This is a genomic window from Maritalea porphyrae (assembly GCF_027213965.1).
Lineage (GTDB): Bacteria > Pseudomonadota > Alphaproteobacteria > Rhizobiales > Devosiaceae > Maritalea > Maritalea porphyrae_A.
This window is the reverse complement of record NZ_JAPWGX010000002.1, coordinates 249423-274608: the sequence shown is the minus strand read 5'-3', so window position 1 is coordinate 274608 and position 25186 is coordinate 249423. Positions and strand designations below refer to the sequence as shown.

At 50.5% G+C, this 25186-nt stretch carries 20 protein-coding genes; 14 read left to right on the top strand and 6 right to left on the bottom strand.

Annotated features, from left to right (window positions below; translation table 11 throughout):
- Positions 1 to 14: 14 nt before the first annotated feature.
- The 4 genes from nirB to O4H47_RS06160 all read right to left on the bottom strand — a co-directional run bounded on the left by nirB (position 15) and on the right by O4H47_RS06160 (position 6785).
- Positions 15 to 2465, bottom strand: a complete 2451-nt coding sequence (gene nirB, locus O4H47_RS06175) for a nitrite reductase large subunit NirB (protein ID WP_269393085.1) — start codon at positions 2463 to 2465, stop codon at positions 15 to 17.
- 9 nt (positions 2466 to 2474) lie between these two features.
- Positions 2475 to 4232 carry an ABC transporter ATP-binding protein gene (locus O4H47_RS06170; protein WP_269393084.1) on the bottom strand — a complete coding sequence of 586 codons (1758 nt, stop codon included), beginning with the start codon at positions 4230 to 4232 and terminating at the stop codon, positions 2475 to 2477.
- 10 nt (positions 4233 to 4242) lie between these two features.
- Positions 4243 to 5319 carry an ABC transporter permease gene (locus tag O4H47_RS06165; RefSeq protein WP_269393083.1) on the bottom strand — a complete coding sequence of 359 codons (1077 nt, stop codon included), beginning with the start codon at positions 5317 to 5319 and terminating at the stop codon, positions 4243 to 4245.
- A 77-nt stretch (positions 5320 to 5396) separates the two neighbouring features.
- On the bottom strand, positions 5397 to 6785 hold the full coding sequence (locus O4H47_RS06160; RefSeq protein WP_269393082.1) for a CmpA/NrtA family ABC transporter substrate-binding protein: 1389 nt from the start codon (positions 6783 to 6785) through the stop codon (positions 5397 to 5399).
- A gap of 176 nt (positions 6786 to 6961) precedes the next feature.
- On the opposite strand from O4H47_RS06160, the gene O4H47_RS06155 reads away from it, so the two are divergent.
- Both O4H47_RS06155 and O4H47_RS06150 read left to right on the top strand, forming a co-directional pair.
- On the top strand, positions 6962 to 7855 hold the full coding sequence (locus tag O4H47_RS06155) for a LysR family transcriptional regulator (RefSeq protein WP_269393081.1): 894 nt from the start codon (positions 6962 to 6964) through the stop codon (positions 7853 to 7855).
- Positions 7856 to 7978: 123 nt separating this feature from the next.
- Positions 7979 to 8998, top strand: coding sequence for an amino acid ABC transporter substrate-binding protein (locus O4H47_RS06150; RefSeq protein ID WP_269393080.1), 1020 nt, complete (start codon positions 7979 to 7981; stop codon positions 8996 to 8998).
- An 18-nt stretch (positions 8999 to 9016) separates the two neighbouring features.
- Here O4H47_RS06150 and O4H47_RS06145 read toward each other — a convergent pair whose 3' ends face one another.
- Positions 9017 to 10516 carry a GGDEF domain-containing protein gene (locus O4H47_RS06145; RefSeq protein ID WP_269393079.1) on the bottom strand — a complete coding sequence of 500 codons (1500 nt, stop codon included), beginning with the start codon at positions 10514 to 10516 and terminating at the stop codon, positions 9017 to 9019.
- A 76-nt stretch (positions 10517 to 10592) separates the two neighbouring features.
- Positions 10593 to 11162, bottom strand: a complete 570-nt coding sequence (locus O4H47_RS06140; RefSeq protein WP_269393078.1) for a helix-turn-helix domain-containing protein — start codon at positions 11160 to 11162, stop codon at positions 10593 to 10595.
- Between the two features lie 208 nt (positions 11163 to 11370).
- Here O4H47_RS06140 and O4H47_RS06135 point away from each other — a divergent pair, with 208 nt between their 5' ends.
- The 12 genes from O4H47_RS06135 (at position 11371) to O4H47_RS06080 (ending at position 25186) form a co-directional block, all read left to right on the top strand.
- Positions 11371 to 12951 carry an ABC transporter substrate-binding protein gene (locus tag O4H47_RS06135; RefSeq protein ID WP_269393077.1) on the top strand — a complete coding sequence of 527 codons (1581 nt, stop codon included), beginning with the start codon at positions 11371 to 11373 and terminating at the stop codon, positions 12949 to 12951.
- A gap of 60 nt (positions 12952 to 13011) precedes the next feature.
- Positions 13012 to 13953 carry an ABC transporter permease gene (locus O4H47_RS06130; RefSeq protein WP_269393076.1) on the top strand — a complete coding sequence of 314 codons (942 nt, stop codon included), beginning with the start codon at positions 13012 to 13014 and terminating at the stop codon, positions 13951 to 13953.
- Entirely contained in the window at positions 13953 to 14795 is an 843-nt protein-coding gene (locus tag O4H47_RS06125; RefSeq protein WP_269393075.1) for an ABC transporter permease, read from the top strand. Before O4H47_RS06130 ends, O4H47_RS06125 begins: the two co-directional genes overlap by 1 nt.
- A gap of 2 nt (positions 14796 to 14797) precedes the next feature.
- Positions 14798 to 15811, top strand: a complete 1014-nt coding sequence (locus O4H47_RS06120) for an ABC transporter ATP-binding protein (RefSeq protein ID WP_269393074.1) — start codon at positions 14798 to 14800, stop codon at positions 15809 to 15811.
- Entirely contained in the window at positions 15812 to 16804 is a 993-nt protein-coding gene (locus O4H47_RS06115) for an ABC transporter ATP-binding protein (protein WP_269393073.1), read from the top strand. It begins immediately after the preceding gene.
- A gap of 8 nt (positions 16805 to 16812) precedes the next feature.
- On the top strand, positions 16813 to 18606 hold the full coding sequence (locus O4H47_RS06110; RefSeq protein WP_269393072.1) for an aminopeptidase P family protein: 1794 nt from the start codon (positions 16813 to 16815) through the stop codon (positions 18604 to 18606).
- A gap of 267 nt (positions 18607 to 18873) precedes the next feature.
- Entirely contained in the window at positions 18874 to 19620 is a 747-nt protein-coding gene (locus tag O4H47_RS06105; protein WP_269393605.1) for a FadR/GntR family transcriptional regulator, read from the top strand.
- A 137-nt stretch (positions 19621 to 19757) separates the two neighbouring features.
- Positions 19758 to 21362 carry a peptide ABC transporter substrate-binding protein gene (locus O4H47_RS06100; RefSeq protein WP_269393071.1) on the top strand — a complete coding sequence of 535 codons (1605 nt, stop codon included), beginning with the start codon at positions 19758 to 19760 and terminating at the stop codon, positions 21360 to 21362.
- An 83-nt stretch (positions 21363 to 21445) separates the two neighbouring features.
- Positions 21446 to 22411 carry an ABC transporter ATP-binding protein gene (locus O4H47_RS06095; protein WP_269393070.1) on the top strand — a complete coding sequence of 322 codons (966 nt, stop codon included), beginning with the start codon at positions 21446 to 21448 and terminating at the stop codon, positions 22409 to 22411.
- Positions 22408 to 23367, top strand: coding sequence for an ATP-binding cassette domain-containing protein (locus O4H47_RS06090; RefSeq protein ID WP_269393069.1), 960 nt, complete (start codon positions 22408 to 22410; stop codon positions 23365 to 23367). The genes O4H47_RS06095 and O4H47_RS06090 overlap by 4 nt, the downstream gene beginning before the upstream one ends.
- Complete coding sequence (locus O4H47_RS06085) at positions 23364 to 24290, top strand: ABC transporter permease (RefSeq protein WP_269393068.1); 927 nt, start codon at positions 23364 to 23366, stop codon at positions 24288 to 24290. Before O4H47_RS06090 ends, O4H47_RS06085 begins: the two co-directional genes overlap by 4 nt.
- A 2-nt stretch (positions 24291 to 24292) precedes the next feature.
- Positions 24293 to 25186: an ABC transporter permease gene (locus O4H47_RS06080; protein WP_269393067.1), complete on the top strand. Its 894-nt coding sequence runs from the start codon at positions 24293 to 24295 to the stop codon at positions 25184 to 25186.

Genomic DNA, 25186 nt, shown 5'->3' with positions numbered 1-25186 from the left:
AAGGGATACAGCACTCATTCTGCCGCCTCCAAATCTAGTGTGGCCAAAGGGTTGAACTCATGTTTGTCCTTGCCCGAAACACGCTCGGACCATGGGTCGACTTGGGCGAATTTTTGGCTGAACACAAAACGGTCGAAATAGTCTTTGCGCCGTTCGTCGTTTTCCATGATTTGCTGGCGAATTTCATCAAGCCCGATCCGCGCAGCCCATTTGTATATCCGTTCAAGATAGAAACCTTGCTCGCGATACATTTGGGTCAAGGCCACCACATGTTCCAGTGCCTCATTTTCACTTAAGACATTGCCCAACACTTGTGTGCCCTTGATGTCCAACCCAGCAGCGCCTGCAAAGTGGATTTCGTATCCGCTATCGACGCAGATGATGCCGATATCTTTGCAGGTGGCCTCAGCGCAATTGCGCGGGCAACCAGAAACCGCGAGCTTGAGTTTTGCAGGGGTCCAAGACCCCCACATGAACTTTTCAAGTTTGATGCCCAAACCCGTGCTGTCTTGTGTGCCGAACCGACACCAGTCACTGCCAACGCAGGTTTTTACCGTGCGCAAGCCTTTGGCATATGCTTGACCGGAAACAAAACCTGCCTTACCCAAATCAGCCCAAACAGCAGGCAGGTCGTGTTTTTTGATCCCCAACATGTCAATGCGTTGACCGCCCGTAACCTTGACGGCTGGAATATCGAACTTGTCTACGACGTCAGCGATTGCCCGCAGCTCAGACGAGGAGGTCATGCCGCCCCACATGCGGGGCACAACCGAATAGGTGCCATCTTTTTGGATATTGGCGTGCACCCGCTCGTTGATGTAGCGCGACTGATAATCATCCGCATAAACATCGGGCCAATCGCACACCAAATAATAATTGAGCGCTGGTCGACATTTGGCGCACCCGCAAGAGGTTTTCCATTGCAGTTCCTGCATTACCGCAGGGATGGTTTTTAGCTCTTTGGCTTTGATGAGGCGACGAACATCGCCATGCCCCAAGTCGGTGCATTTGCACATAGATTGCTGGGCATTCGCATCAAAGCTATCGCCCAATGTTAGTGCCATCAATTGTTCAACGAGGCCTGTGCAAGTGCCACAAGACGCAGAGGCTTTGGTATGTGCGCGCACTTCATCAAGTGTGGTTAGGCCTTTTTCAGTGATCGTGCCGACGATTTTAGATTTGCAAATGCCATTGCAGCCGCAGATTTCTGCATCATCGGGCAACGCTGCAACGGCCGCCATGGGGTCCATTGCGGCCCCACCTTGATAGGCTTGGCCAAAGATTAAGGTGTCTCGCATTTCTGAGACATCGGTCCCTTTTTTCTTGAGGTCGTTAAACCATGCCCCGTCGCTTGTTTCCCCGTATAAAACGGTGCCCACAATCTTATTGTCTTGCAAAATGACGCGTTTGTAGATGCCCGCATTTGCGTCCCGCAACACGATCTCATCACGGTCCTCACCTTCTGCAAAATCCCCAACCGAGAACAGGTCAATGCCAGTGACTTTGAGTTTTGTGGCTGTGTCTTGGTGTTGGAACGATTGGCTATCATCCCCGCTCAGCGTATGGGCCGCAATCCGCGCCATTTCGTATAGCGGGGCCACAAGTCCATAAACTTGCCCGTCAATTTCAGCGCATTCCCCTAGAGACAAAATGTCCGGGTCGCTGGTGCGCATTTGTTTGTCCACAACAATGCCGCGGTTAACGTCAAGCCCAGCCTCTGTGCCCAAAAAGCCGTTCGGGCGAATGCCTACGGCCATTACAACTAGCGAGCAGTCGATGACCTCGCCGTTCTCAAGTTCAAGACCTTGTACTTTTTTGTCACCCAGAATGCATTTCGTATTGGAACTGGTTTTTACCGCTATGCCACGGCTTTCCAATTCTTTTTGCAAAAGATAGCCAGCAGAAGGGTCGAGCTGACGCTCCATCAAAGTGGGCATCAAGTGCACCACGGTGACGTCCATACCCCGGTTTTGCAAACCAGCAGCGGCTTCCAATCCAAGTAGCCCGCCGCCGATCACCACCGCCTTGTCCCGCGCTTGCGCCGCCAACATCATGGCGGTCACATCATCAAGGTCACGGTAGGACAAAACACCCGGCAATTTGTGGCCGGGGACGGGGATGATAAAGGGGTTAGATCCCGTCGCAATCACCAATTTGTCGTAAGGCGCGGTCGTGCATTGATCCGAGGTGACGGTTTTGTTTTCCCGATCAATCTCGATGATCTTGTGGCCCTTATAAAGCATGATGTTATGCTTGATGTACCAACCATCTCCATGGATGATGATCTCTTCAAAGCTCTTTTCGCCCGAGAGAACAGGAGAGAGCATGATCCGGTCATAATTGACCCGAGGCTCAGCATTAAAAATCGTAACGTCATAAGCATCAGGCGAGATGTCGAACAGGTGCTCAAGCATCCGCCCCGGGGCCATGCCATTGCCGATAATGACGAGTTTTTGCTTTTCCATTATTGCCTCCTATTCAGCTGCAACGGTTGACGCTGCACGCTGGCGCGCAATGCGCGTGGCGCGTTTTTCTTTGATCGCAATTAGTTGCTCTTCACTTGGGTCTGCACCGCCTTCATAGGCTTCCAAGAACTCGAGCAATTCTTCGCGATAAGCGTAGTAATCGGGGTGATCCAACAAGGCCTTGCGGGAGCGTGGGCGGGGCAGATCAACTTCCATGATATTGCCGATTTTGGCGTTTGGGCCGTTCGACATCATCACCACGCGGTCAGCGAGCAAAATCGCTTCATCCACATCGTGCGTCACACAAATCGCGGTCACTTGTGTGCGTTTCCAAACGTCCATCAACACATCTTGCAGCTCCCATCGGGTGAGGCTGTCGAGCATGCCAAATGGCTCGTCGAGCAAAAGCAATTTTGGCGACAGCGCAAAGGCGCGCGCAATGCCAACGCGTTGCTTCATGCCGTTGGACAAATCACCCGCCAAGCGGGACATGCTGTCTTTAAGGCCGAGCTTTGAAAGGTAATATTCAACCACGTCTCGACGTTCGGCACGGCAGGCGTTCGGGTAGACTTTATCAACGCCCAATTCAACATTCTCGTAGGCCGTAAGCCAAGGCATCAGGTTGGGGGCTTGGAACACCACCGCTTTGTCTGGCCCTGCACTTGAGATGTGGTGCCCGTCTAAAATTATGCCGCCTTCAGTTATTTTGTTCAGCCCTGCCGCCATCGACAAAACCGTAGATTTGCCACACCCAGAGTGACCAATAAGGGTGATGAACTCGCCCTTTTTAATTTTCATGTCGAACCCATCAACCACCGTAAGCGGGCCTTTGGGCGTCGGGTAAACTTTCGTGAGATCCGAAAACTCCAAATAGCGTTCATTGCGGCTGGAAGAGGTCATTTCAGCATAAGCTTTTGGCAAGGGTTCGTTTTTGCCCAGGCGCACCGGCTCAATATTAGGCAATATTGTTTGTTCGCCATCTTCATCCTGACGTTCAGCCCCAACCGTAATCAAATAGTCAGTTACCGCTGCGCGTAATTTGATGAACCTTTCGTCGTTATTGAGCGCGGTGCGTTCGCGCGGGCGCTCAATATCGACCTCAAAATGCGGGCCCAAGGTGGCGTTTGGCCCGGGGTTGAGCGGAATAATCCGATCCGCCAACAAAATGGCTTCATCCACATCATTGGTGATCAAGATGATGGTCTTTTTCTCGCGCTGACAAATGTCAGCAAATTCATCTTGCAGTTTGGCGCGGGTGAGGGCGTCAAGCGCGGACAAAGGTTCATCAAGCAGCAAGATTTCAGGTTGCATGGCGAGGGCCCGGGCAACCGACACCCGTTGGCGCATGCCGCCAGACAGTTCCGAAGGCTTTCGGCTTTTAGCGTGGCTCAATCCCACCATGCCAATGTAGCGATCAACGATTTCCTGTCGTTCAGCTTTTGGCCTGTCTTTGAACACTTGATCCACCGCCAAGCTGACATTGCCCTCAACGGTGAGCCAAGGCAGCAACGAATATGACTGAAATACCACGCCGCGTTCAGCGCCCGGCCCATCAATTTCTTTTCCGCGATAAATCACCCCACCGCTGGTCGGTTTTTGCAGACCAGCAAGCGCAGAGATCAAAGTTGTTTTGCCAGTGCCAGAGAACCCAACGATTGCGATGAATTCTCCCTCGGCGACCTTAAGGTCAATGTCAGTGAGGACGCGCTGACAGTTTTCCCCTTCGCCGAAATGCACTGACAATTTCGAAATTTCTAAAATCGACATGGTTCACCCCTTACCGGTTGGCCGAGAAGGTGAAGGCGCGTTGCAGCGCGAACATCAAACGATCGAGCATGAAACCAACGATGCCGATGGTCAGAACAGCAACCATAATTTTTGCCAATGACTGCGATGAACCGTTTTGGAACTCGTCCCAAACGAATTTGCCAAGGCCAGGGTTTTGCGCCAACATTTCAGCGGCAATCAAAACCATCCAACCAACGCCAAGTGACAAGCGAAGTCCGGTGAATATCAGCGGCAAAGAAGAAGGCAGAACCAATTTTGTAATGGTTTTGTAAGTTGGCAGTTGCAGCACCTTGCCCACATTCATCAGTTCTTTATCAACTGACGCCACACCCAAGGCAGTGTTGATCAACGTCGGCCAAAGCGAGCATAGGGTCACGGTTACTGCTGAAGTGACCAGTGATTTAGACAACCAATCAACTGGGTTCACATAGGTGGCTGAAATGATCATGGTCACAATGGGCAACCAAGCAAGCGGCGACACTGGCTTGAATATTTGGATCAACGGATTGATCGCGCCGTTGAAGGTTTTCGACAAACCAGACGCAATACCCAATGGCACCGCAATAATGGTTGCAATGATGAAACCAAGCGCGACGGTGATCAATGATGTGAGTATTTGATCAATATAGGTTGGCTTACCCGTATAGGTGCGGTGTTTGACTTTGTCTTTCTTTCCATCCGCAATCAGCTTCGCGTTGCGCTCATCTTGGCGCTGATAAAAGGCAGTTGCTTTTTCGCGTTCACGAACATGATCCACCCAAAGGTTCTGTGCCTGTTCTGCGACTTGCAAGGGGCCGGGAATCGCACCAAGCGAGGTTTGCACGGTGGGGGCCAATGCAGCCCAAGCCAAGACAAACATCACGATCCCAAATAGGGGAATGAGCAATACTTGCCGCAAAATCGGCAACTGCTCGCGCGGACTTTCGCCAGCCGCCATTTTCAAGATGGGCGTCAACCACGCAAAACCCAAGGCTTCTAACCAAGAGCTTGCTTTGTTGATCCAAGAAAGAGCGCCTTTGCGAAAAGCGTTTTCTGGCCGTGCAGGTTGTGTGGAAATGTCAGTCATTTTGTCGAACCTTATTCTATTAATGTCGCTGGCTGACGGGTGTTTGGGGCCATCCGTCAGCCAGCGCCCTCCTTGCCCTAGCTGCCGTTTTCCTCAACCAGCTGATCGGTCTTTAAGCCGATTTTTAAGCTGTCAAGGTAGGCGTTGGGCTGTTTCGCATCGAACGCAATGGCGTCGATAATATCGGTGCTTGGGGTAGGTGCCTTGTAGCCGTCGCTATCCCAAGGGACCTCTGCTTCTGCAACATATCCTTCGTCCAAAAGCATTTTGGCGGCTTTTAGATAAATATCAGGGCGGTAAACGCTTTTCGCGACATCGTCGTACCAAGCATCGTCTTTTTGTTCAGCGATTTGGCCCCAGCGGCGCATTTGCGTCAGGTACCAAACAGCGTCTGAATAGAAAGGGTATGTGGCATTGTAGCGATAGAACACGTTGAAATCGGGCACGGCGCGCTTGTCGCCTTTTTCATATTCAAATGTGCCGGTCATCGAGTTGGCGATCACTTCAGCGTCGGCTCCCACATATTCAGAACGCGCCAAAATCTCCACTGCTTCTTCACGGTTGGCATTGTCGTTTTCGTCCAACCATTTGGCCGCGCGGATCAATGCTTTTGTAAGAGCAAGAGTGGTGTTGGGATATTGTTCGGTGAACTCTTTGGTGAGGCCGAAGACTTTTTCTGGGTTGTTCTTCCAAATCTCATAGTCGGTGATTACGGGCACGCCGATGCCTTTAAACACCGCGGCTTGGTTCCACGGCTCCCCAACGCAATAGCCGTTGATGGTGCCCGCTTCCAAGGTTGAGGGCATTTGCGGCGGTGGCGTGACTGAAAGCAAAGCTTCAGCGTCAATTTGACCCGAAGTATCCGAAGGAGAGTAGAACCCTGGGTGAATGCCGCCCGCTGCGAGCCAGTAGCGCAATTCGTAATTGTGTGTAGACACGGGGAATACCATGCCCATGTTGAAGCTTTTGCCATCGGTCTTAAACTGTTCGATCACGGGTTTAAGCGCCGCCGCGCTTATCGGGTGAACCGGTTTACCGTCTTCGTCATATTCAAGATGCGGCTTCATCAATTCCCAAACCTCATTGGAAACAGTGATGCCGTTGCCGTTCAAGTCCATAGAGAAGGGGGTCACAATATGTGCTTTGGTGCCAAAGCCAATGGTTGCCGCCAAAGGTTGGCCCGCCAACATGTGCGCGCCGTCCAACTCACCTGTGATGGTGCGATCAAGCAGCACTTTCCAGTTCGCCTGCGGTTCAAGCGTGACGAACAATCCCTCGTCTTCGAAATAGCCTTTTTCATAGGCGATCGCTAAAGGGGCCATGTCTGTTAGCTTGATGAAACCGAGCCGCAACTCGTCTTTTTCTACGTCCAGCATGTCTGCAAATGCATCCGTGCTAAGGCTGAAAATCGCAACGGCGCTGGTCAGCAGCGCGGCGGTCAGTTGGGGGATAATTGATTTCTTCATTGTTATCGCGGTCGTCAATTTCGGTCCTTTCTGGGGTCAATGTCGGGGAGGAATTCGACCCATTCGCGTCAGTATGGTTGACCTAAATTCAATATGCCAAATGATCGTGATGTTGTATGCTGCTAAAAAATCCGCTAAGTGTTGCAAAAAATGCACCACATTGTACGAGGTGAACTATGCGGCACATGCTGGCGCTTAAATATATTGATGCTGTGGCGAAGGCGGGCTCGATCCGTGCCGCCGCCGAAACTTTGGCCATTACACCTTCAGCTTTGAACCGACGGATACTGACGGTGGAAGAAGAGCTAGGAATCGAGTTATTTGAACGCCATTCGCTGGGGGTGCGGCTCAATAGTGCAGGCGAATTATTCATCCAACATATCCGCGCACAAATGGCGGATCTTGAACGGGTTCGTTCGCGGATTGCGGACTTGTCCGGGGTGAGATTGGGGCATGTGCGCATTGCAACCACCAAAGAAATTGGCGCAAATCTACTGCCCGGCCTCATCCAAAGTTACCGATCCGATTTCCCCGGCGTTACCTTTGCAATTCAAACCTTTGCTCGCGCGCAAGTCGAGCGACAATTGCATAGTCTTGATGCGGACATCGCCCTTGTTTTTCAACCACTTCGGCTCGCCGATGTTCAAACTCTTATCCACACACAGCAAGAAATACATTGTGTCATGTCACCCAAGCATCTCTTGGCTCAGCGTCCGGCACTGCGGTTGGTTGATTGCCTGGAACATGGCGCGATCTTGCCGCCGCGCGGAGACGGGGTGCGGGAGTTGATTGAAGCCGCCGCTGTTAAGAAGGGCCTTAATTGTATGCCTGCAGTTGAAGCTGACGATGTAAATCTGATTCAAAATATTGCCCGGCAAAATGGCGGCGTTGCCTTTTCCTATTCGCTTGCTGATCAAAATGGTGTTGGCGAAGGCTTGGTGAAAGTGCCATTACACGTTGGGGAGTTGGACCCCGGTTTTTTGTTTGTCGGGCAACTGCACAAGCGAACACTGCCAGTGGCGGCAAGCAAATTTGTTGAAGAACTGCGCAAGCAAATCGATCGCCATTAAATCTGGCGGACGTCAATCATACCTCAACCATGTGCGCTTATTGTGTGGTCTGTTCGGTGTTTTGAGATAGGCGAATTGGCCAATCCCTTGAGCCCAATGAAAATCTAAAACGTCGGAGTGGTAATGCGTTCTTTTTTTCGTGCAGCCTTCATATTCGTTTCTGCAATTATGTGCATATTGCCTGCGCAGGCAAATACACTTTCTCAAGTACGAGAAAGAGGGCATTTGCTTTGTGGAGTAAATACGTCGCTTCCCGGATTTGCCATTCAACAGACCAATGGCACCTGGACTGGTTTTGACGTTGATTTTTGTCGCGCAGTGGCCGCAGCGATTTTTGCAGACAGCAATGCAGTGAATTTCATTCCGTTGAACGCTACGCAAAGGTTTGATGCGTTGCAATCTGGTGAAATTGATCTGCTGTCCCGCAACACGACATGGACATTTTCGCGGGACACCAAACTCAAACTGAATTTTGCTGGCACCTCATATTTTGACGGCCAAGGATTCCTCATTGCCAAGCGGATAAATATCAATAGTGCTTTGGATCTCCAAGGCGCGCGGATTTGTGTGCAAGTGGATACCACCACAGAACACAATTTATCAGATTTCCTCCAGGCTCAAAGAATTCACTATTTTCCAATACGTTTTAAGGACGCTGAAGAAGCAATAGAGCTTTATAGACGCGGTGACTGCGACGTCTACACAGCAGATGCCTCGGCGCTGGCCGCGACGCGGGCGTCTTTGGCAACCCCAAGTGATCACACCATTCTGCCCGAGATCATTTCAAAGGAGCCTTTGGGGCCCGTTGTGCGTGAGGGCGATGAAATGTGGACAAATTTGGTGCGCTGGACCCTTAATGCGCTCATTGTTGCAGAAGAACTGAACGTTACATCTAAGAACGTTGAAATGTTGGCAAAGACAACTGTTCACAGGGATGTTGGTCGATTGTTGGGGACGCAAGATGCACTGGGGACCCAACTTGGGTTGGAAGTCGATTGGGTGGTTGCGGTGATCAAAAGCGTTGGCAACTACGGTGAAGTCTTTGAACGAAATATCGGTGAAGGCACACCAATTGGTCTTTCTAGAGGGTTAAATGATCAATGGCAGAAGGGCGGGCTGCTCTATGCGCAACCGTTCAGATAAGAGGTATGGGAATACCACTTATGCTGTTTGAAAATCGACTTCGATATCATTGGGTGTGATCCGGTCTTCTGCAAAAGTCGCTCGATTGCCACCCTGTCGCTTTGAATGATACATCGCTTCATCAGCCCTGCGCATTAAATCGGGTGCATTGCGCCCATCTTTTGGCGCATTTGCAATGCCGATCGAGCAGCCCACACTCAATTCTCCATAGGGAGTAGGGATGGGCCAAACGGCCAATTCTATAAGTTCTTGCGTGAGCTGTGACGTGATTTCGCGGCCAAAGTTTTCCTTCAGGATAATCATAAACTCATCGCCGCCAACGCGGGCAACGGTGCCATATTCTCCCACAGCCTCCTGGAAACGTTTCGCAACATTCACCAAAATGAGGTCCCCAGCGTCATGCCCATAAGTATCATTAAGCGGCTTGAATTTATCCAAATCTAGGGTGAGTAATGTGAATGGGTTTTGGGGCGCGCCTTGCATGGCTTCTGAAATCATTTCATCAAATTTTGCGCGGTTCGCAAGGCTGGTTAGCCCGCAATGGCGTGCCATAAAACTGTTCTTACGGTTCACCAACCCAAAGGCATTTAGAACACTAGAGAACTTTAGAGCGACCAGCACGGTAGACGCCAAAATGATCAGTGAAAGTAATATCAAATAGGGCAAAGCGTCGTTCAAAATGGTTAGCTTTGGAGAAGTTGCATCCCATTCCAGTTGAGCAGCAGCGGGCAGTTGCGCGTTGGGAAGCGCGAGAAATGTTTTGTCATTCGAGGGCGTTCGCGTTTGGAATGGCATTAAGTCCCTCATGCCGATCTTGGCCGCAGTTTGAGAGAAATATAAGTTGGGAATAGGGATTGCTGCGATGCTGACAAATGGGTGTGGCGTGTCCGTGCGTAAGTAGCTTGTCCTTGCCAATACCGGTTGTACGACGATTAAGTGCAACTTATTCTCGAGATATCGAAATCCAAAAACGGTCATCGCGCTGTCGTCATAAAGGAAATGGGATGGTATGACGAACCCGTTTTGGGCCGGCGCTTTCATGGAGTCAAATTTTGCGTAAGCATCTTGAACCAAGTCAAGGCTTGCATTGATCAGTCTTTGGGTATCGCGTTTTTTGTCTTTTTGTTGGCTTATGGCGAATTGTGTTGATGCGTAAACAAGGTCAGCATCGCTATCGATAATGCCAAAAAAGGAAAATGGCTCACGACCCAGCTTTAGGGTCAGTAACCGATCAAGGTTACGGTCTTCTTCAGCCTTCTTCGTTTCCAAAAAAAGCACATCGGACCTTACGAGTCTTTGTTGTGCTGCAATCGCGTTTTGTGCAACGCGTTGAACTTCGAATTCAACCAGCTGCAGTTCACGGATCGTACTAATCTCGTTCGCTGCATCGCCTGCAAATTGTACGGTCAAATAAACGGCGCCCAAAAACGCGGCGACAAACGCAAAGCACCCAAACCATACGCTGCGGACCAGCATCGCCGTCCGACCACGGTTTTCGTTTTCGAAATTGGCGTTCATTTCCCATTTCCTGCTGCGCCTCGCGCAAAGATCATAGGACGTTTTCGCTTAATGCTTCACTAAAGACCTGTTCGGACTATCCAGTGATCGGGTGTGAACTCACCCAAAGTTCAACGCTTTCAACATCGCTTACCACTTTGGAAAAGTGCTTTTCGGTTGTGTCGTGATGAATACTGTCGCCCGCCACCATGTTATGGACTGCATCACCCAAGTGATATTCAAGTTCTCCGGCGATCAAATAGCAAAACACCTCACCTTTGTGGTGCATGCGTTCGGATACATGTCCTGGCGGTCTGTAAATGATGCAGGGATAAAATAACGCACCAGAAAACCCGGGACCCAATTTTTCATACCAGCGACCTGCCTCCCCCAAGCTATAGCTTTGCCTATGTTCAGCTTTGGTTAGAACCTCAAAATTCTCTGAGACATTTAGCAATTGTTCAATGCTGGTGTTGAGCGAGTTTGCAATGCGCATGAATGAGGACAAAGACGGCGCGCATATGCCGCGCTCCACTTGCGAAATGAACCCTATGGTCAGTTCAGTTTCCGCAGCAATTTGGACAAGTGTCTTACCAAGTGCCTTGCGACGCCGACGGATGGAGCGGCCTATATCTTCATTGCTTGGCTCATTAGGTTTCGCGTTCAAAATCTCACCCGATCTATTCTATTGGTCCCAATTGGCTTCATTGGTTGGCCCAATTTGCACGTCTACGACAAGCAACGCAAGGGCAGTTGAATTGTCACTATAATAAATTTTAGTTTGACTTCAAATGTGGATAGTGCAAAATTCGATTTTGGATACAATCTCCAAAACGGCGCGCAAGCGCTCTCATCTGCAAGGGAGGAAATGCAAGGTGAAAAAAATTCTTATGGCAACGGTGGCTGTCGCCGCCATGATGTCTGCGTTCCCAGCGAGCGCGCTGGAGCGCGGCGGGTCATTGACATTCGCACGCTACGACGATTCGACTTTGATCGACCCGATCTATGCCGATCGAAATCCCGATATTTGGATGGTCACAAATTTGTACGACACTTTGTTGCGTACAGAGGCGGACGGCAAAACTGTAACATCTGGCTTGGCGTCAAGCTACGCAGTGGCTGAGGACGGTTTGAGCGTTTCACTGACGCTTCGCGATGGCATCAAGTTTTCTGATGGCACGCCGATCGAAGGCAAAGACGTGGTGTTTTCACTGCAACGTGCAGCAAACCCAGACCTAAGCCCTTGGGCTGGTCTGTTGGCATCTGTTGATAGCGTGAGCGCTGAAGGAAACACGATCAACATCGCGCTAAAAAACTCCGATCCGACCATCGTTTTGATGTTGGCAACCTTTAATACGGCAATCGTTTCCGCCGATGCATTTGCAGCGGCAGAAGGTGAAACAGATCAGGACAAATCCAGCTCTCTCAGCATTGAAGGTTTTGTTGGTTCCGGCCCATTTGTAATGAAGTCTCATCAACGTGGCTCCATGATGCAGTTTGCCGCCAACCCACATTATTGGCGTGAAGGCGAAGATGGTAAGGCTTTGCCTTATATTGATGGCATCAACTTCCTCGTTATTCCTGACGATGCGACACGCATTCTGAAACTGCAGGCTGGCGAAGTCGATGCGGCTGAGTTCATCCCATTCGCTCGGGTTTCAGAAATGCAAGCAGATCCAAAAATCAATATGGAGCTGTTCCCCTCAACGCGCATTATTTATTCGCCAATTAATACCCGCCCTGAACGTGCTGATGGTAGTGCAAACCCATTGGCTAACGTGAAGCTGCGTCAGGCGCTCAACTTTGCCACCAACAAAGATGCATTGGTGCAATTGGTGTTGCATGGTGCGGGCAAGCCTGTGACCTCTGGTCTAATGGCGTCAACAACCCAGCTGGCAACTGACAATGGTCCGCTCTATCAATATGATTTGGACAAAGCAAAAGCGCTTATTGCCGAAGCTGGTGTTGCAGATGGAACCGAAATCACCCTAACGACATTGGCAGGTTCAGCCGATGATGGGATCATCCTTGCGGCACTGCAGCAAATGTGGTCCGACATTGGCATAAAGCTAAATGTTGCCCAAGTTGATGGCCCAACTCGCGGCGCAAAAAACCGCTCTGGCGATTTTGATATTCACACCTATGGTTGGGTGAATGACGTCAACGATCCTGCTCAGGTTGCTGGATGGCTTGGTTACAACCCAACCGCAAAAGCCGTTGGCACGGGTTGGGATAACGCCGAGTTCAATTCTCTTTATGAAGCGTCTAACACGGAGATGGACCCTGCAAAACGCGCAGAACAATACGCGCGTATGCAAGAGATCTACGCAGAAGCCGCGCCGTTGTTGTTTATGTATGAGACCCCATTTGCAGTCGCTCTTTCGCAGGACGTAAAGGGCTATGTGCAGACACCTCTGGGCAACAATGAGTTTGCGACAGCTTGGATTGATCGCTAAATTTTCCCCTCGACTAACCCTCATACGGGCGCTTCGGCGCCCGTATGAACTGGGACCGCCATGTCATCAATTTCCTATTTCATCTCTCGACTATTGCAGATTATCCCGACTTTCTTGATCGTGATGGTCATCATTTTCATGCTTGTGCGTGCCCTGCCGGGTGATCCAGCGATCGCCATGGCGGATGCAAAGGCCACTGCGGAGCAGCTTGAACAAATCCGCCAACGGCTTGGTTTGAATGAGCCGATCTGGGTGCAATTTGGACTATTCGTCAAAAACACCCTAACGGGCAATTTGGGTGACTCGATTTTGCTCAAAGCTCCGGTAACCGAAGTGATTTTTGAACGGTTGCCTGCATCGGGCTTTTTGGCCCTATATTCTGTTTTGTTTTCTTTGCTGATCGCGGGGCCATTGGCATTTGTTGCCGCACTAAACCGAAATGGCTGGATCGACATTACCATTCGATCCGCCTTTCAAATTGGGCTTTCGACCCCCGTTTTTTATATCGGCCTAATCTTGCTCACCTTTTTAGCTGCGAAGATGCGTTGGTTCCCTGTGGGTGGATATGGCGCAACATTCTGGGAGCATATGCACCATTTGCTGCTGCCTGCTCTAACCGTTGCGCTCTATACCTCCGCAATAATCATGCGCAACTTACGCTCCTCAGTCATTGAAGTGGTGGATGCAGAATATGTGCAGTTCGCGCGCGCCAAAGGGTTGCCCGAGCACATTATTTTGGGCCGCCATGTGTTGCGCAATGCGTTGATATCTACCGTTACTCTTTTGGGGCTTTCTATTGGCAACTTGATGAGTGGCACTCTGGTTACTGAAACGGTGTTTGCCGTACCCGGCGTTGGACGCCTGATGCTCGATGCCATTTTCGCGCGCGACTACCCGTTGATCCAAGGCCTTACGCTCACCTTTGCGGTGCTTGTTTCTATCATTTTTTTGCTCACCGATATGATTCAAGCCATGCTTGACCCAAGATTGCGGGTGTCATGATGCTTAAACGACTTTTGCCGCACAAAACTCAAATGCTTGTTTTGCTGCGCCCCGGCTTCTTGGTTGGACTTGCCATCCTTTTGGGTTCGCTAGCATTGGCGATTTTCCCCGCCGCATTCGCGCCGTTCGAACCCAATGCGTTCAATTATTCAGCGCTTAAACAGCCCCCCTCATTTGAACATTGGTTTGGCACCGACAATTTGGGGCGCGATACCCTTTCGCGCGTCATTTGGGCCTATTCTGTCAATATGCAAATGGCATTCGTTGCTACGATTTTTGCGCTGGTAATAGGCGTGACAGTGGGCGCGTTGGTTGGTTACTACGGTGGCATTGCCGACGCAATATTTGGCCGTTGTGTAGATGCAATCATTACCTTTCCGTTTTTGGTGCTGGTAATCGCGGTGGTCGCAGTGCTTGGCCCTGGCCTCACCAATATGTATATCGCCATAACGCTAGTGGGGTGGGTTTATTATGCCCGTCTCATGCGGGCTGAAATCATGGGGCAAATGGCCAATGATTACGCAGCCGCTGGCAAGGTTATGGGCTATTCTGATCGGCGGATCATTTTCCGCCACCTGCTGCCAAATGCCATCACCCCAGTAATCGTTTATTGGATGACCGACATGGCGTTGGCCATTCTATTGGGCTCTTCGCTTGGCTATTTGGGGTTGGGCGCGCAGCCACCTCAAGCCGAATGGGGTGTACTCATCGCCGAAGGGCGTAATTTCATAACAACCGCATGGTGGCTCAGCTTGATGCCAGGCATCGCTATCGTTCTGACCGGGCTAGGGTTTTCATTGGTCGGCGATGGGCTTGCAGACCTCATGCGGCCAAGGGGGTAGGAATGACCGAAACAAAGACAGATTTTGGCACCTGCCCCCGCCTTTTGGAGGTGAGCAATCTCTCAACCAGCTTTTCAGCCGGCACCAAACAGCTAAGAGCTGTCGATGATGTGAGTTTTCACGTCAACGAGGGTGAAGTCTTGGGTATTGTTGGCGAGAGCGGATCAGGAAAATCCATCACCTTGCGTTCAATCATTGGGTTGTCACGCCGTTACGGCCAGGTTTCAGGAGAGGTGAACTGGCAAGGGAACAATCTTGTTACAATGCCAGAGCGCGACTTACGAAAAATACGTGGCAAAGACATTGCGATGATTTTTCAAGAGCCAATGTCGTCGCTCAATCCGTTGCTTACCGTTGGTCTGCAAATCGGTGAGAACCTGACAGAGCATACAGATTTGGATAAACGAGGACGCAAAAACCGCGCCATCGAACTGCTTGAAATGGTTGGTATTCCAGACGCTGTAAATCGGCTTAACGATTATCCACACCAATTCTCAGGCGGTATGCGCCAACGGGTAATGATCGCCATCGCGTTGGCGTCCAATCCTAAACTTTTGCTGGCTGATGAACCAACCACCGCTCTTGACGTCACAATCCAAAAACAAATTCTGAAGTTGATCCTAGACCTTTCAAAAGACCTCGGCATGGCGGTGATTTTGGTGACCCATGATTTGGGTGTCGCGGCACAGACGTGTGACCGGCTGGCGGTAATGTATGGTGGTAAATTGGTTGAAACTGGCAATACCCGCGAGGTGTTGCGCGCACCGCAGCATCGTTACACCATGGGCTTGCTTAAATCAGTTCCCGAAAACATTGAGCCACGCACGCAACTCTATTCATTACCCGGCACGCCGCCAAGTCTTTTGAACTTGCCTTTAGGGTGCGCATTTGCCCCTCGATGTGCCCACGCGGTTGATGAGTGCTCACGCGCAAAACCCCCATTGGTCGGCGATGCACATCAAGTTGCCTGTTTTAACCCGGTCAATCAGGGCCAAACGCCTATAGGAGCGGCCTAAATGTCTACTTCCGTTCTTGCCACAGACAATCTGGTTTTGCACTTCAAGAAAAATCGCTCTTTGATTGATCTGCTTGCCGGCAAACCACCCCAGGCTGTCAAAGCGCTCAACGGCGTTTCTTTGGACCTCAAAAAGGGCGAAACGCTCGGCATTGTGGGGGAGAGTGGCTGCGGCAAATCAACGTTGGCCCGGGCCATTGCAGGGCTTTATAAGCCCCAATCTGGCGATATCCAGTTCCATGGTGTCTCCACGTCAAGCAATAAGGGGGCCGCGCTTCGAGAGTACAATCGCCGCGTGCAAATGATCTTCCAAGATCCCTATTCTTCGCTTAACCCGCGATTGCGCGTGGGAGATATGTTGCGCGAAGCCCTTAGTGTCCACAACATGCGCCCGCCTGAAGGGATCGAAGAACGTATCAATGAACTGCTTGATTTGGTGCGTTTGCCGCGTGACGCAGCTGATAAGCTACCGCATGAGTTTTCAGGCGGGCAACGCCAACGGATAGCCATCGCCCGCGCCTTGAGCGTTGAGCCTGAAGTCCTTATCGCAGATGAATTGGTGTCTGCGCTCGACGTATCTGTGCAGGCGCAAGTGGTCAATCTGCTCTTGAGCTTGCAGGACGACCTTGGTCTAACGGTTCTGTTCGTTGCGCATGATTTGCGCTTGGTGCGCCATGTTTCACATCGTGTGGCGGTGATTTATCTTGGGTCTGTGGTGGAAATCGGATCTGCCAGCGGTTTGTTTGCCAAGCCAAAGCATCCTTATTCTCAGGCGCTGTTGAGCGCCGCTCCCTCACTTGACCCGGACGAAAAGGGTAATCAAATTGTGCTGAGTGGCGAATTACCCAGCCCGCTCAACATCCCATCGGGCTGCGCGTTCCACAGCCGCTGCCCCATGGCAGAACCTATTTGCCGCCAAACCAAACCAATGCTACGTGGGCACCCCGAATCTGGACAAGTGGCCTGCCACCTTGTCGATCCAACACATAACTAGGATCAAATATGTTAAAACAGTTTTCGCTCCAAAAAGAGCGGCTTGATGCCATTCGTGGTGCACTCAAATCTCAAGGACTTGATGGATTTATCATCCCGCGATTTGACGCGCATATGGCTGAATATATCGCCCCTTGCGATAAACGGTTGCAATGGGCAACCGGGTTTTCGGGGTCCGCTGGAGTTGCACTTGTCACTTTGGATCAGGCAATTATGTTTGTGGACGGACGCTACACAGTACAAGTGCGCGAACAATGCCCGGATGAACTGTTTCAATACCGCCATCTGCATGATGAACCGCTCAAAGACTGGTTTGCCAAATGCCCTGATCGCAACAAGACCTTTGCATTTGATCCCATGCATATTCCATTTACATGGCACGCTGACTTCAAAGCCAGTTTGAAAGCATCGCACAATTTTTTGGTCGCCACTGAAAACAACATCATTGACCAATTGTGGGACGACCAGCCAGCCTCTTCCGATGTGCCCGCGCGGCCCTTCGGAGAGGCTTTTTGCGGCGAGCATTCAAACGCCAAACGTCAACGCATTGCCAAGTTACTTCAAGAATCTGGCGCAGATCTTTTGGTTGAAAATCAGCCGGACAATATCGCTTGGTTGCTCAACATTCGCGGCGACGACATTGCCTATAATCCCTTTGTGAATTCGCTACTAACCTTGGATAAATCGGGTGAAGTGAATTGGTTTGTTGATCAACAAAAGGTGCCTCAAGATCGGTCTGACTTCGAACTTGACGGGGTCAATATTCGCGCACCACAGAGCTTTCTTGCAGCCGTCGAACAAGCCGCAGCCGCAGGGCAGAATATTTCTTGTGACCCTGCAATGTTGCCAGTCGCGGTGAAATTTGCGGTAGGCGACGATGAGAAAATCACATTGCAACCTAGTCCAGCCACGCTAGCAAAAGCACAAAAAAATACTGTTGAGCTAGCTGGTATGCGCGACTGCCACATTCGAGACGGTGTTGCTTGGGTCAAGCTAGAGCATTGGCTCAATCAAAATATTGCCATTCGGGCAAAAACCGAAAATCCGATAACCGAACTCGAAGTGGCGCAAAAAATTGAAGAATTTCGTGGCGAAGCCGCGGGGTATGAACAGCTCAGTTTCGATGTGATTTCGGGCTCAGGACCAAATGGGGCCATGTGCCACTATAAGGTGAACCAAGAATCTAATCGCCCAATCACACCAACAGACGTTTACCTGCACGATTCAGGCGGCCAGTTCATAAACGGCACAACCGACGCAACCCGTACCTATGTTTTTGAGCAACCAGAACGAGAGTTTTGTGAGAACTACACGGCGGTGCTCAAAGGGTTCATTGCCTTGGCCAAGGTTAGATTTCCAGCAAAAACATATGGTCACCATTTAGATGCAATTGCACGCGCGCCGCTTTGGTCATTGGGCAAAGACTATGATCATGGCACGGGCCATGGGGTAGGGCACAACCTATCTGTTCACGAACAGCCCCAACGGATCGGGCGTGCCATCAATGAAATTGAGTTGGTTTCTGGCATGGTGCTCTCAATCGAGCCCGGGTTCTATGTGGCGGGCGAATATGGCATTCGCATTGAAAACCTGTTCGAAGTCACAAAATCAAGTGATGGCTATTTGCAGTTTGAAACACTTTCCATGATCCCAATTGGCTTGGGGCCCGTGTTGCGCGAAAAGCTAAACGGAGACGAAATCTCTTGGCTCAATGCGTATCATGAGTTGGTGCATGAAAAACTTGCTCCCATGACACCAAACGAGCTCTTGCCCGCTCTGAAGGCGGCGACCGCGCCGCTGTAAACTGCATTCTACAGAGCAATCCAAGAATAAAGGCGTGCCAAATGTGGTGCGCCTTTTCTAATTGCGGACAAATGATCGCTCGCAGTCTACCACCAGCCGCCTTCCAACAAATCACTTTGCGGAAGTCCTGCGCAAAAATCAGTAAGTTGTCTGACTTTTATTGAAAAGTTGACGTCTGACAGGCATTTTATCGACAAACAATGTTGACTCTTAAAGTTGTCAGACATATTACATCATATAAATACGAGGAGTGAACCGTTGGCTGACGTGAAGTCGAAATCAAAGAAACAGGAAAGTTCCAAGTCCGCAGCAATGCTTTTGCCCAAGATCGAACGCAAAAGCAGAACCGCAGAAGTTTTGGATGCGCTTGTGAAAATGATCGAAGCCGCTGACCTGCAGGTTGGCGATACGCTTCCCTCTGAAACACTACTCGCCGACCAACTTGGCGTTGGGCGCTCAACCATTCGAGAAGCCTTGAACCGGTGGGAAGGATTGGGCCTGGTGCGTCGTCGCCGTGGCTCGGGTACCTATATTACCGCCAACATTAAATCCTCAAAAGGCCTTGGGTCGACCACAACGAAACTTGAAGCCGAAGGCTTGCTCAGAATATTGGATGTACGTCGCACCTTAGAAAACGAAGTGGCGCGTCGTGCCGCACAAAACATTTCGGACAATCAAATTGAAAAAATGCGTGCTGCCTATAAAAAAATGGAACGACTGGTGAATGAGGGCATGCGCTGGCGCGAAGCAGATCATGAGTTTCACGCTGTGATCTATGAAGCAAGTGGCAACACCATGTTTGGACGGGTGATCCGGGATGTGGATGACGCGTTCCACGCTTCAAAGGTTTCCAATTCGCCGTTTGAAGATCCTGTCTTTGGCTTCCGTTCTGTGCCTTTGCACGAGAACCTGTGCGAGGCGATTGCAAACCGCGATCCCGCAGCTGCAATTGCCGCCATCACAACAATTCTGGATTTGGTGGAGCAGGAGGTTCGATCAGTCTCAGAGACATAATTCAACCGACCCTTTTTTGCGCAAAGTGGTTCGGACAATAACAATCTAGCGCGTCAACCAATCTAGCCGCAGACCAACTCAGAAAACTCAATTTCTGGGAACGATAAAGCCATGTCTGCGAAAAAAGGGAGAAGAAAATGAAACACATGTTTAAACTCGCCGGGCTCTTGGCCGCCGGGTTGATGATGGGGCAAGGAAGTGCGGTTGCAGAAACCAGCATTACCGGGTTCCACGATTCAACATCGGGCACCTATATGGACTATATGAAAACGGTCTATGCCCGTGCAGGCAAGCCCGAATTGCTGCAGTTGCCGCTTACAGCTTTTGACAAAGAATATGATCTTGTTGGTTTGGCTGCTGAAAGCTGGTCGCAGTCTGATGATGGGCTTACTTGGACCATTAATCTACGGGACAATCTCACATGGTCTGACGGGCAACCGCTCACCTCAGCTGACTATTTGTTTTCGCTACAACGTGCCGCAACATCTGGCTATGATTTTGCTTGGTATTGGGATTTTGCCGGTGGAATTAAAAACTGGAAGCTGGTAACTGAAGGCACGGCTGACGTTTCAGAACTCGGCCTGGGTGCACCAGACGCGCATACGCTAACGGTTACAACCGAAACAGCAAAACCCTATTTGCCCAGCGTTGTTTCACTTTGGTATCCGGTGCCAAAACACATTTGGGATCAGCATGGCGACGACTATGCAGCTAACGTTGATACGCTTGTTTCCTCAGGCGCATTCAAGTTGGACAGTTGGGAAAAATCCACCAACAAAATGGTCTTCTCAAAACGTGCTGACTACAACGGTCCATGGCCGGCAATGGTCGACAAAGTTACCATTGATCCATCTGTTGGTGCGCCAGAAGTTGGTTTCCCAGCCTACCTAGCTGGCGACACAGATTTGACAAACCTGAACGCGGGTCAAATTCCGTTTGCGGAAGCAAAATTTAAAGAGCAACTGCGCACCAACGCCATTTTTGCGGTGTCTTATTTCTCATTTGATTTGGATGCTGAGCCCTTTAATAATTTGGATGTTCGTAAAGCACTTTGGTATGCGGTTGACCGCGATGAAATGACGTCGACTGTTTTGAAAAACTTGGCCATTCCAGCCAAATCTTTGTTGGCCCCTGGTTTCCCCGGATACAACGAGGAATTGACCAAACACGCCACGTTTGATCCAGAAAAAGCTCGTGAGCACCTGGCAAAAGCCGGTTATCCAAACGGCGAAGGTTTCCCAACTGTTGAAGTTTGGTATCGCAAACAGGGTGGCTATAACGGTGCGATCACCTCGCCAATGTTGCAATACCTTCAAGCTGAATTCAAAGAACACTTGGGCATTCAAATGGACATCAAAGTGATGAGCATGGAAGAGTGGATGGATAGCTTGTTGAACAAGAAAAACAGCTTGTTCTTGGCGCCTTATGAATTTGATTATCTGGACCCAAGCAACTTCTACGGCATTTTCTACAATGGCGGACGTCACTCGCACCACCTCGCATCTTACGATGAATTGGTGGCCCAAGCGGATAGCAACCCAGATTGGGATGCGCGTCTTGGATTGTATGAAGAAGCCGAGATGGAATTGATCAACAATGTGTCGATCATCCCATTGATGCACCCCATCACAACCTCCTTGATCAAGAACGAAGTGAAGGGTGATGGCACTTCGCCAAACGCGCTTGGCTTCTCACCATTGGATGCACGTGTGACCTACTTCTACACACATGTAACGAAGTAGTTCTTCAAAGGTCGCGGCGTTTGGCAAATCCTCCCGATGGGTGAGGCGCCGCGACCAGCTTTTATTGTGGGGAAACCAACGCAATGGCATTGATTGAAATTGAAAACCTAAGCGTCAACTTTTCAAGTCCTGACGGGCAAGTACAAGCGGTGCGCGATGTTTCGCTTGCACTTGAAGAAGGTCAAAGCCTTGGCATTGTCGGTGAAAGTGGTTCTGGTAAGTCGGTATCCTTGATGGCCCTTTTGCGCCTTTTGCCTGAGCAATCCGCAACCATCAACGCGAACAAACTGATGCTTGATGGCGTCAATATGTTGGCCTGCCCGCGCCAAGAGTTGGCAAAAGTGCGCGGCAAAGTGGCCTCTCTTGTTTTCCAAGACCCTATGGCCTCATTCGATCCTTTGTTCAAAATTGGCGATCAGCTCACAGAAACCGTTTTAACCCATTTTGACGTCTCTTCAAGCGAAGCACTTATCCGTGTGGAAAAGATGCTTGACCGCGTGGAAATGCCAGATTCAAAGCGCGTGATAAACAGTTATCCGCACCAGCTTTCAGGTGGCATGTTGCAACGCGCCATGATCGCCATGGCGCTGGTGTGTGAACCCAAAGTTCTTATCGCAGATGAACCGACCACAGCGCTCGATGTAACCGTGCAAGCGCAAATATTGCAGCTAATCGGTGATCTTCAGCAAGAAACCGGCATGGGCCTCATTATGATCACGCACGACCTTGGTGTCGTGGCCGAAACTGTCGACAATATCGTTGTCATGTACGGCGGTAAGGTGATGGAGCAGACCTCTGTTTTTGACCTGTTCGACACGCCACGCCATCCCTACTCGAAGGCATTGCTTGAAAGTATTCCCGGGCAGCTGCCTGGCAAAAGAAAGCTCAAAGAAATCCCCGGTCAGTCGCCCAATCCGCTGTCGCCCCCAGCTGGATGCCCATTTCATTTTAGGTGTGAGAACGCAGACCAGAGCTGCATTGATCAAATGCCGCCCTTAACCCGCTGGGACCAAACAAATGCAACCGCTTGCTTAAAGGTGGCATCATGAACGTGGCGCTGGAACTTAGAGGTCTTTCCAAGAGCTTTTATAAAAAGCAATCAAGCGCAGGTTTTTTCCGTTCTGAATTGGTTGAACATCGCGCCGTTGATAACGTTTCTATTTGTGTGCCCGAACGAAAGATCGTCGGCTTGGTGGGCGAAAGTGGATCTGGCAAATCGACTGTTGGCCTGATGGCCATGCGATTGCTAGAGCCGACAAGCGGTGACATTGTGCTCAACGGCACAGACATTTCCAAACTGTCGCCTAAAGAGTTGAAGCCGCATCGCGCGCAGATGCAGATCATTTTCCAAGACAGTTACTCTTCGCTCAACCCTATGATGACCCTTTGGGAAATTGTTGCCGAACCGTTCGTTATTCACAAAATGCATGACGCCAATACGCGGCGAAACAAAGCCAAAGAACTGCTGGATATCGTGGGGCTAGGCGCTGCATTTGCCAATCGATACCCCCACGAATTATCCGGCGGGCAACGCCAACGGGTGTCGATCGCTCGGGCTCTGGCTCTAAAGCCAAAAGTGCTGATCGCAGATGAGCCAACATCAGCGCTCGACGTGTCAGTGAAAGCCCAAGTGATCAATTTACTACATGACTTGCAAGAGGAGATGGGGCTTTCGATCCTATTCATCAGCCACGAACTGTCTGTGGTGCGATCTTTGGTGGATGAAATTGTGGTGATGCATCGGGGGCGGGTCGTCGAGCAGGCGCAAACCGAACAGATCTTTCAGAACGCTCAACATCCTTACACCAAATCTTTGCTCGATAGTATTCCTGTGCTGAACCCGCACAACCGACGTCGACGGACTTTTGTTTCAGCAAACGAACTTACCGCCAACAAACCACGCTTGCCAAAAGCCCAATTTGTTTTGGCGAATAATCCTAACTTAGCCCAGGTCGAAGACCACCATTTTGTCGATGCCTCGCCGCTTGAAGGAGCAACATCATGATCGGTTATGTCGTCCGTCGCCTTCTCTCCATCAGCGTTACCTTTATCGTTGTGTCAATCCTTGTTTTCATCATGATGCATGCCATTCCCGGTGGGCCGTTTGATGCGACCGAAATGCCTGTATCTGAAGCGGTGCGCGCCAAAATTATGGCCCAATATGGGTTGGATCAACCGCTCTATGTGCAATATCTGAAATATATGTGGGGCGTGTTGCACTTCGACTTTGGTGTGCCGTTCCAAAGTCCGGGTGAGACGGTGATCGAATTGCTCAGCCGCGCGTGGGTGCCAAGTCTCGTGCTCGGGGGAGCCGGAGTGCTGATCGGCGCGCCATTGGGCATTGCGCTAGGGCTTTACGCCGCTCTTAATCGCAACAGCTGGATCGACTATTTAGCATCTGCCGTTGCCACATTGGGGCTAACGGTGCCGGTGTTCGTTACGTCAATGTTGTTGATTTTGGTGTTTGCGGTGTGGCTTGGATGGTTGCCCGCCAGCGGCTGGGGAAGTCCAAGAAATTGGATCTTGCCGATTGTTGCCTATGCGGCAATTCCGCTCGCCACCTATGCCCGCTACACGCGTTCGGCAATGCTCGACACCTTGAATAAACCTTTCGTCACCGTGCTGCGTGCAAAGGGACTTTCAGAACGCGATGTGATTTTCAAGCATGTTTTGCGTAACTCAGCGATCCCCATGGTGACAGTATTTCTGCCCATGTTCATTGGCACCGCTACGGGCAGCATTTTCGTTGAGGCCATGTTCCGTGTGCCCGGACTTGGTGCCTATTTCGTTTCGAGCATTGAATCGCGCGATTATCCACTTGAAATGGCCCTGGTGTTCATCATCACGCTGATGTTCTGCATTGCCTATTTTCTGGCAGATATCGCTTACGCAATGCTCAATCCACGTATTCGTTTGGGAGGGAGATAAACATGGCCGACGTTGCCCCCGTTTTGACCATTGAGGCATCACACAAATCTCGAGGCGCTGCCTATTATGCTTGGCATCGATTTTTAGCCAACAAAGGTGCTGTATTTGCAGGTGTGCTCTTGTTGTTGATTTTGCTTGTTGCGGTATTTGCGCCGTTCCTAACCGGCGTTGGCCCCAATGAGCAAAAATACCTTACCAGTGCTCTGGCTTTTCCTTCGGCCGAGCACTGGTTTGGAATTGATGATTTGGGCCGCGACTATTTCACACGCATTATTCACGGGGCGCGGGTTTCGATTTCTATTGGATTAGCTGCTGCTAGTTTTAGCGTGTTAATTGGTTTGCCGCTTGGGGCAATCGCTGGCTATTTCGGTGGCACAATAGATTGGTTCATCATGCGCATTATTGAGATATTCTCGGTTGTCCCACCACTGCTGGCAGCCCTGCTGCTCGCAGCGCTCACCAAAGGGGGGTATTTCAATATCGTGTTGATTGCCGCGCTATTTGGTTGGGTGCAAGTATGTTTGATGGTGCGCGCCCAAGTGATGGCCTTCCGCAACAAAGAGTTTATACGTGCCGCTCAAGCATTGGGCGGATCCACTTGGTACATCATCTTGCGCCACATTATTCCAAACTCAATTTCTCCGATTATTGTGGGCTTTGTTTTGGCCATTCCCTTGGCCATGATGCTTGAAGCTGGGCTTAGCTTTTTAGGGGTCGGCATTCCGCCGCCGACGCCAAGCTGGGGGCAAATGATCAATTTGGGGATTAACTTCATGTTCTTTTATTGGCATTTGGCATTGTTCCCAACTCTTGCTCTGGCCATAACTGTTTTAGTTGTCACAATGTTTGGCGATGGGCTGCGCGATGCCTTGGACCCAACGCTTAAAGGTAGATAG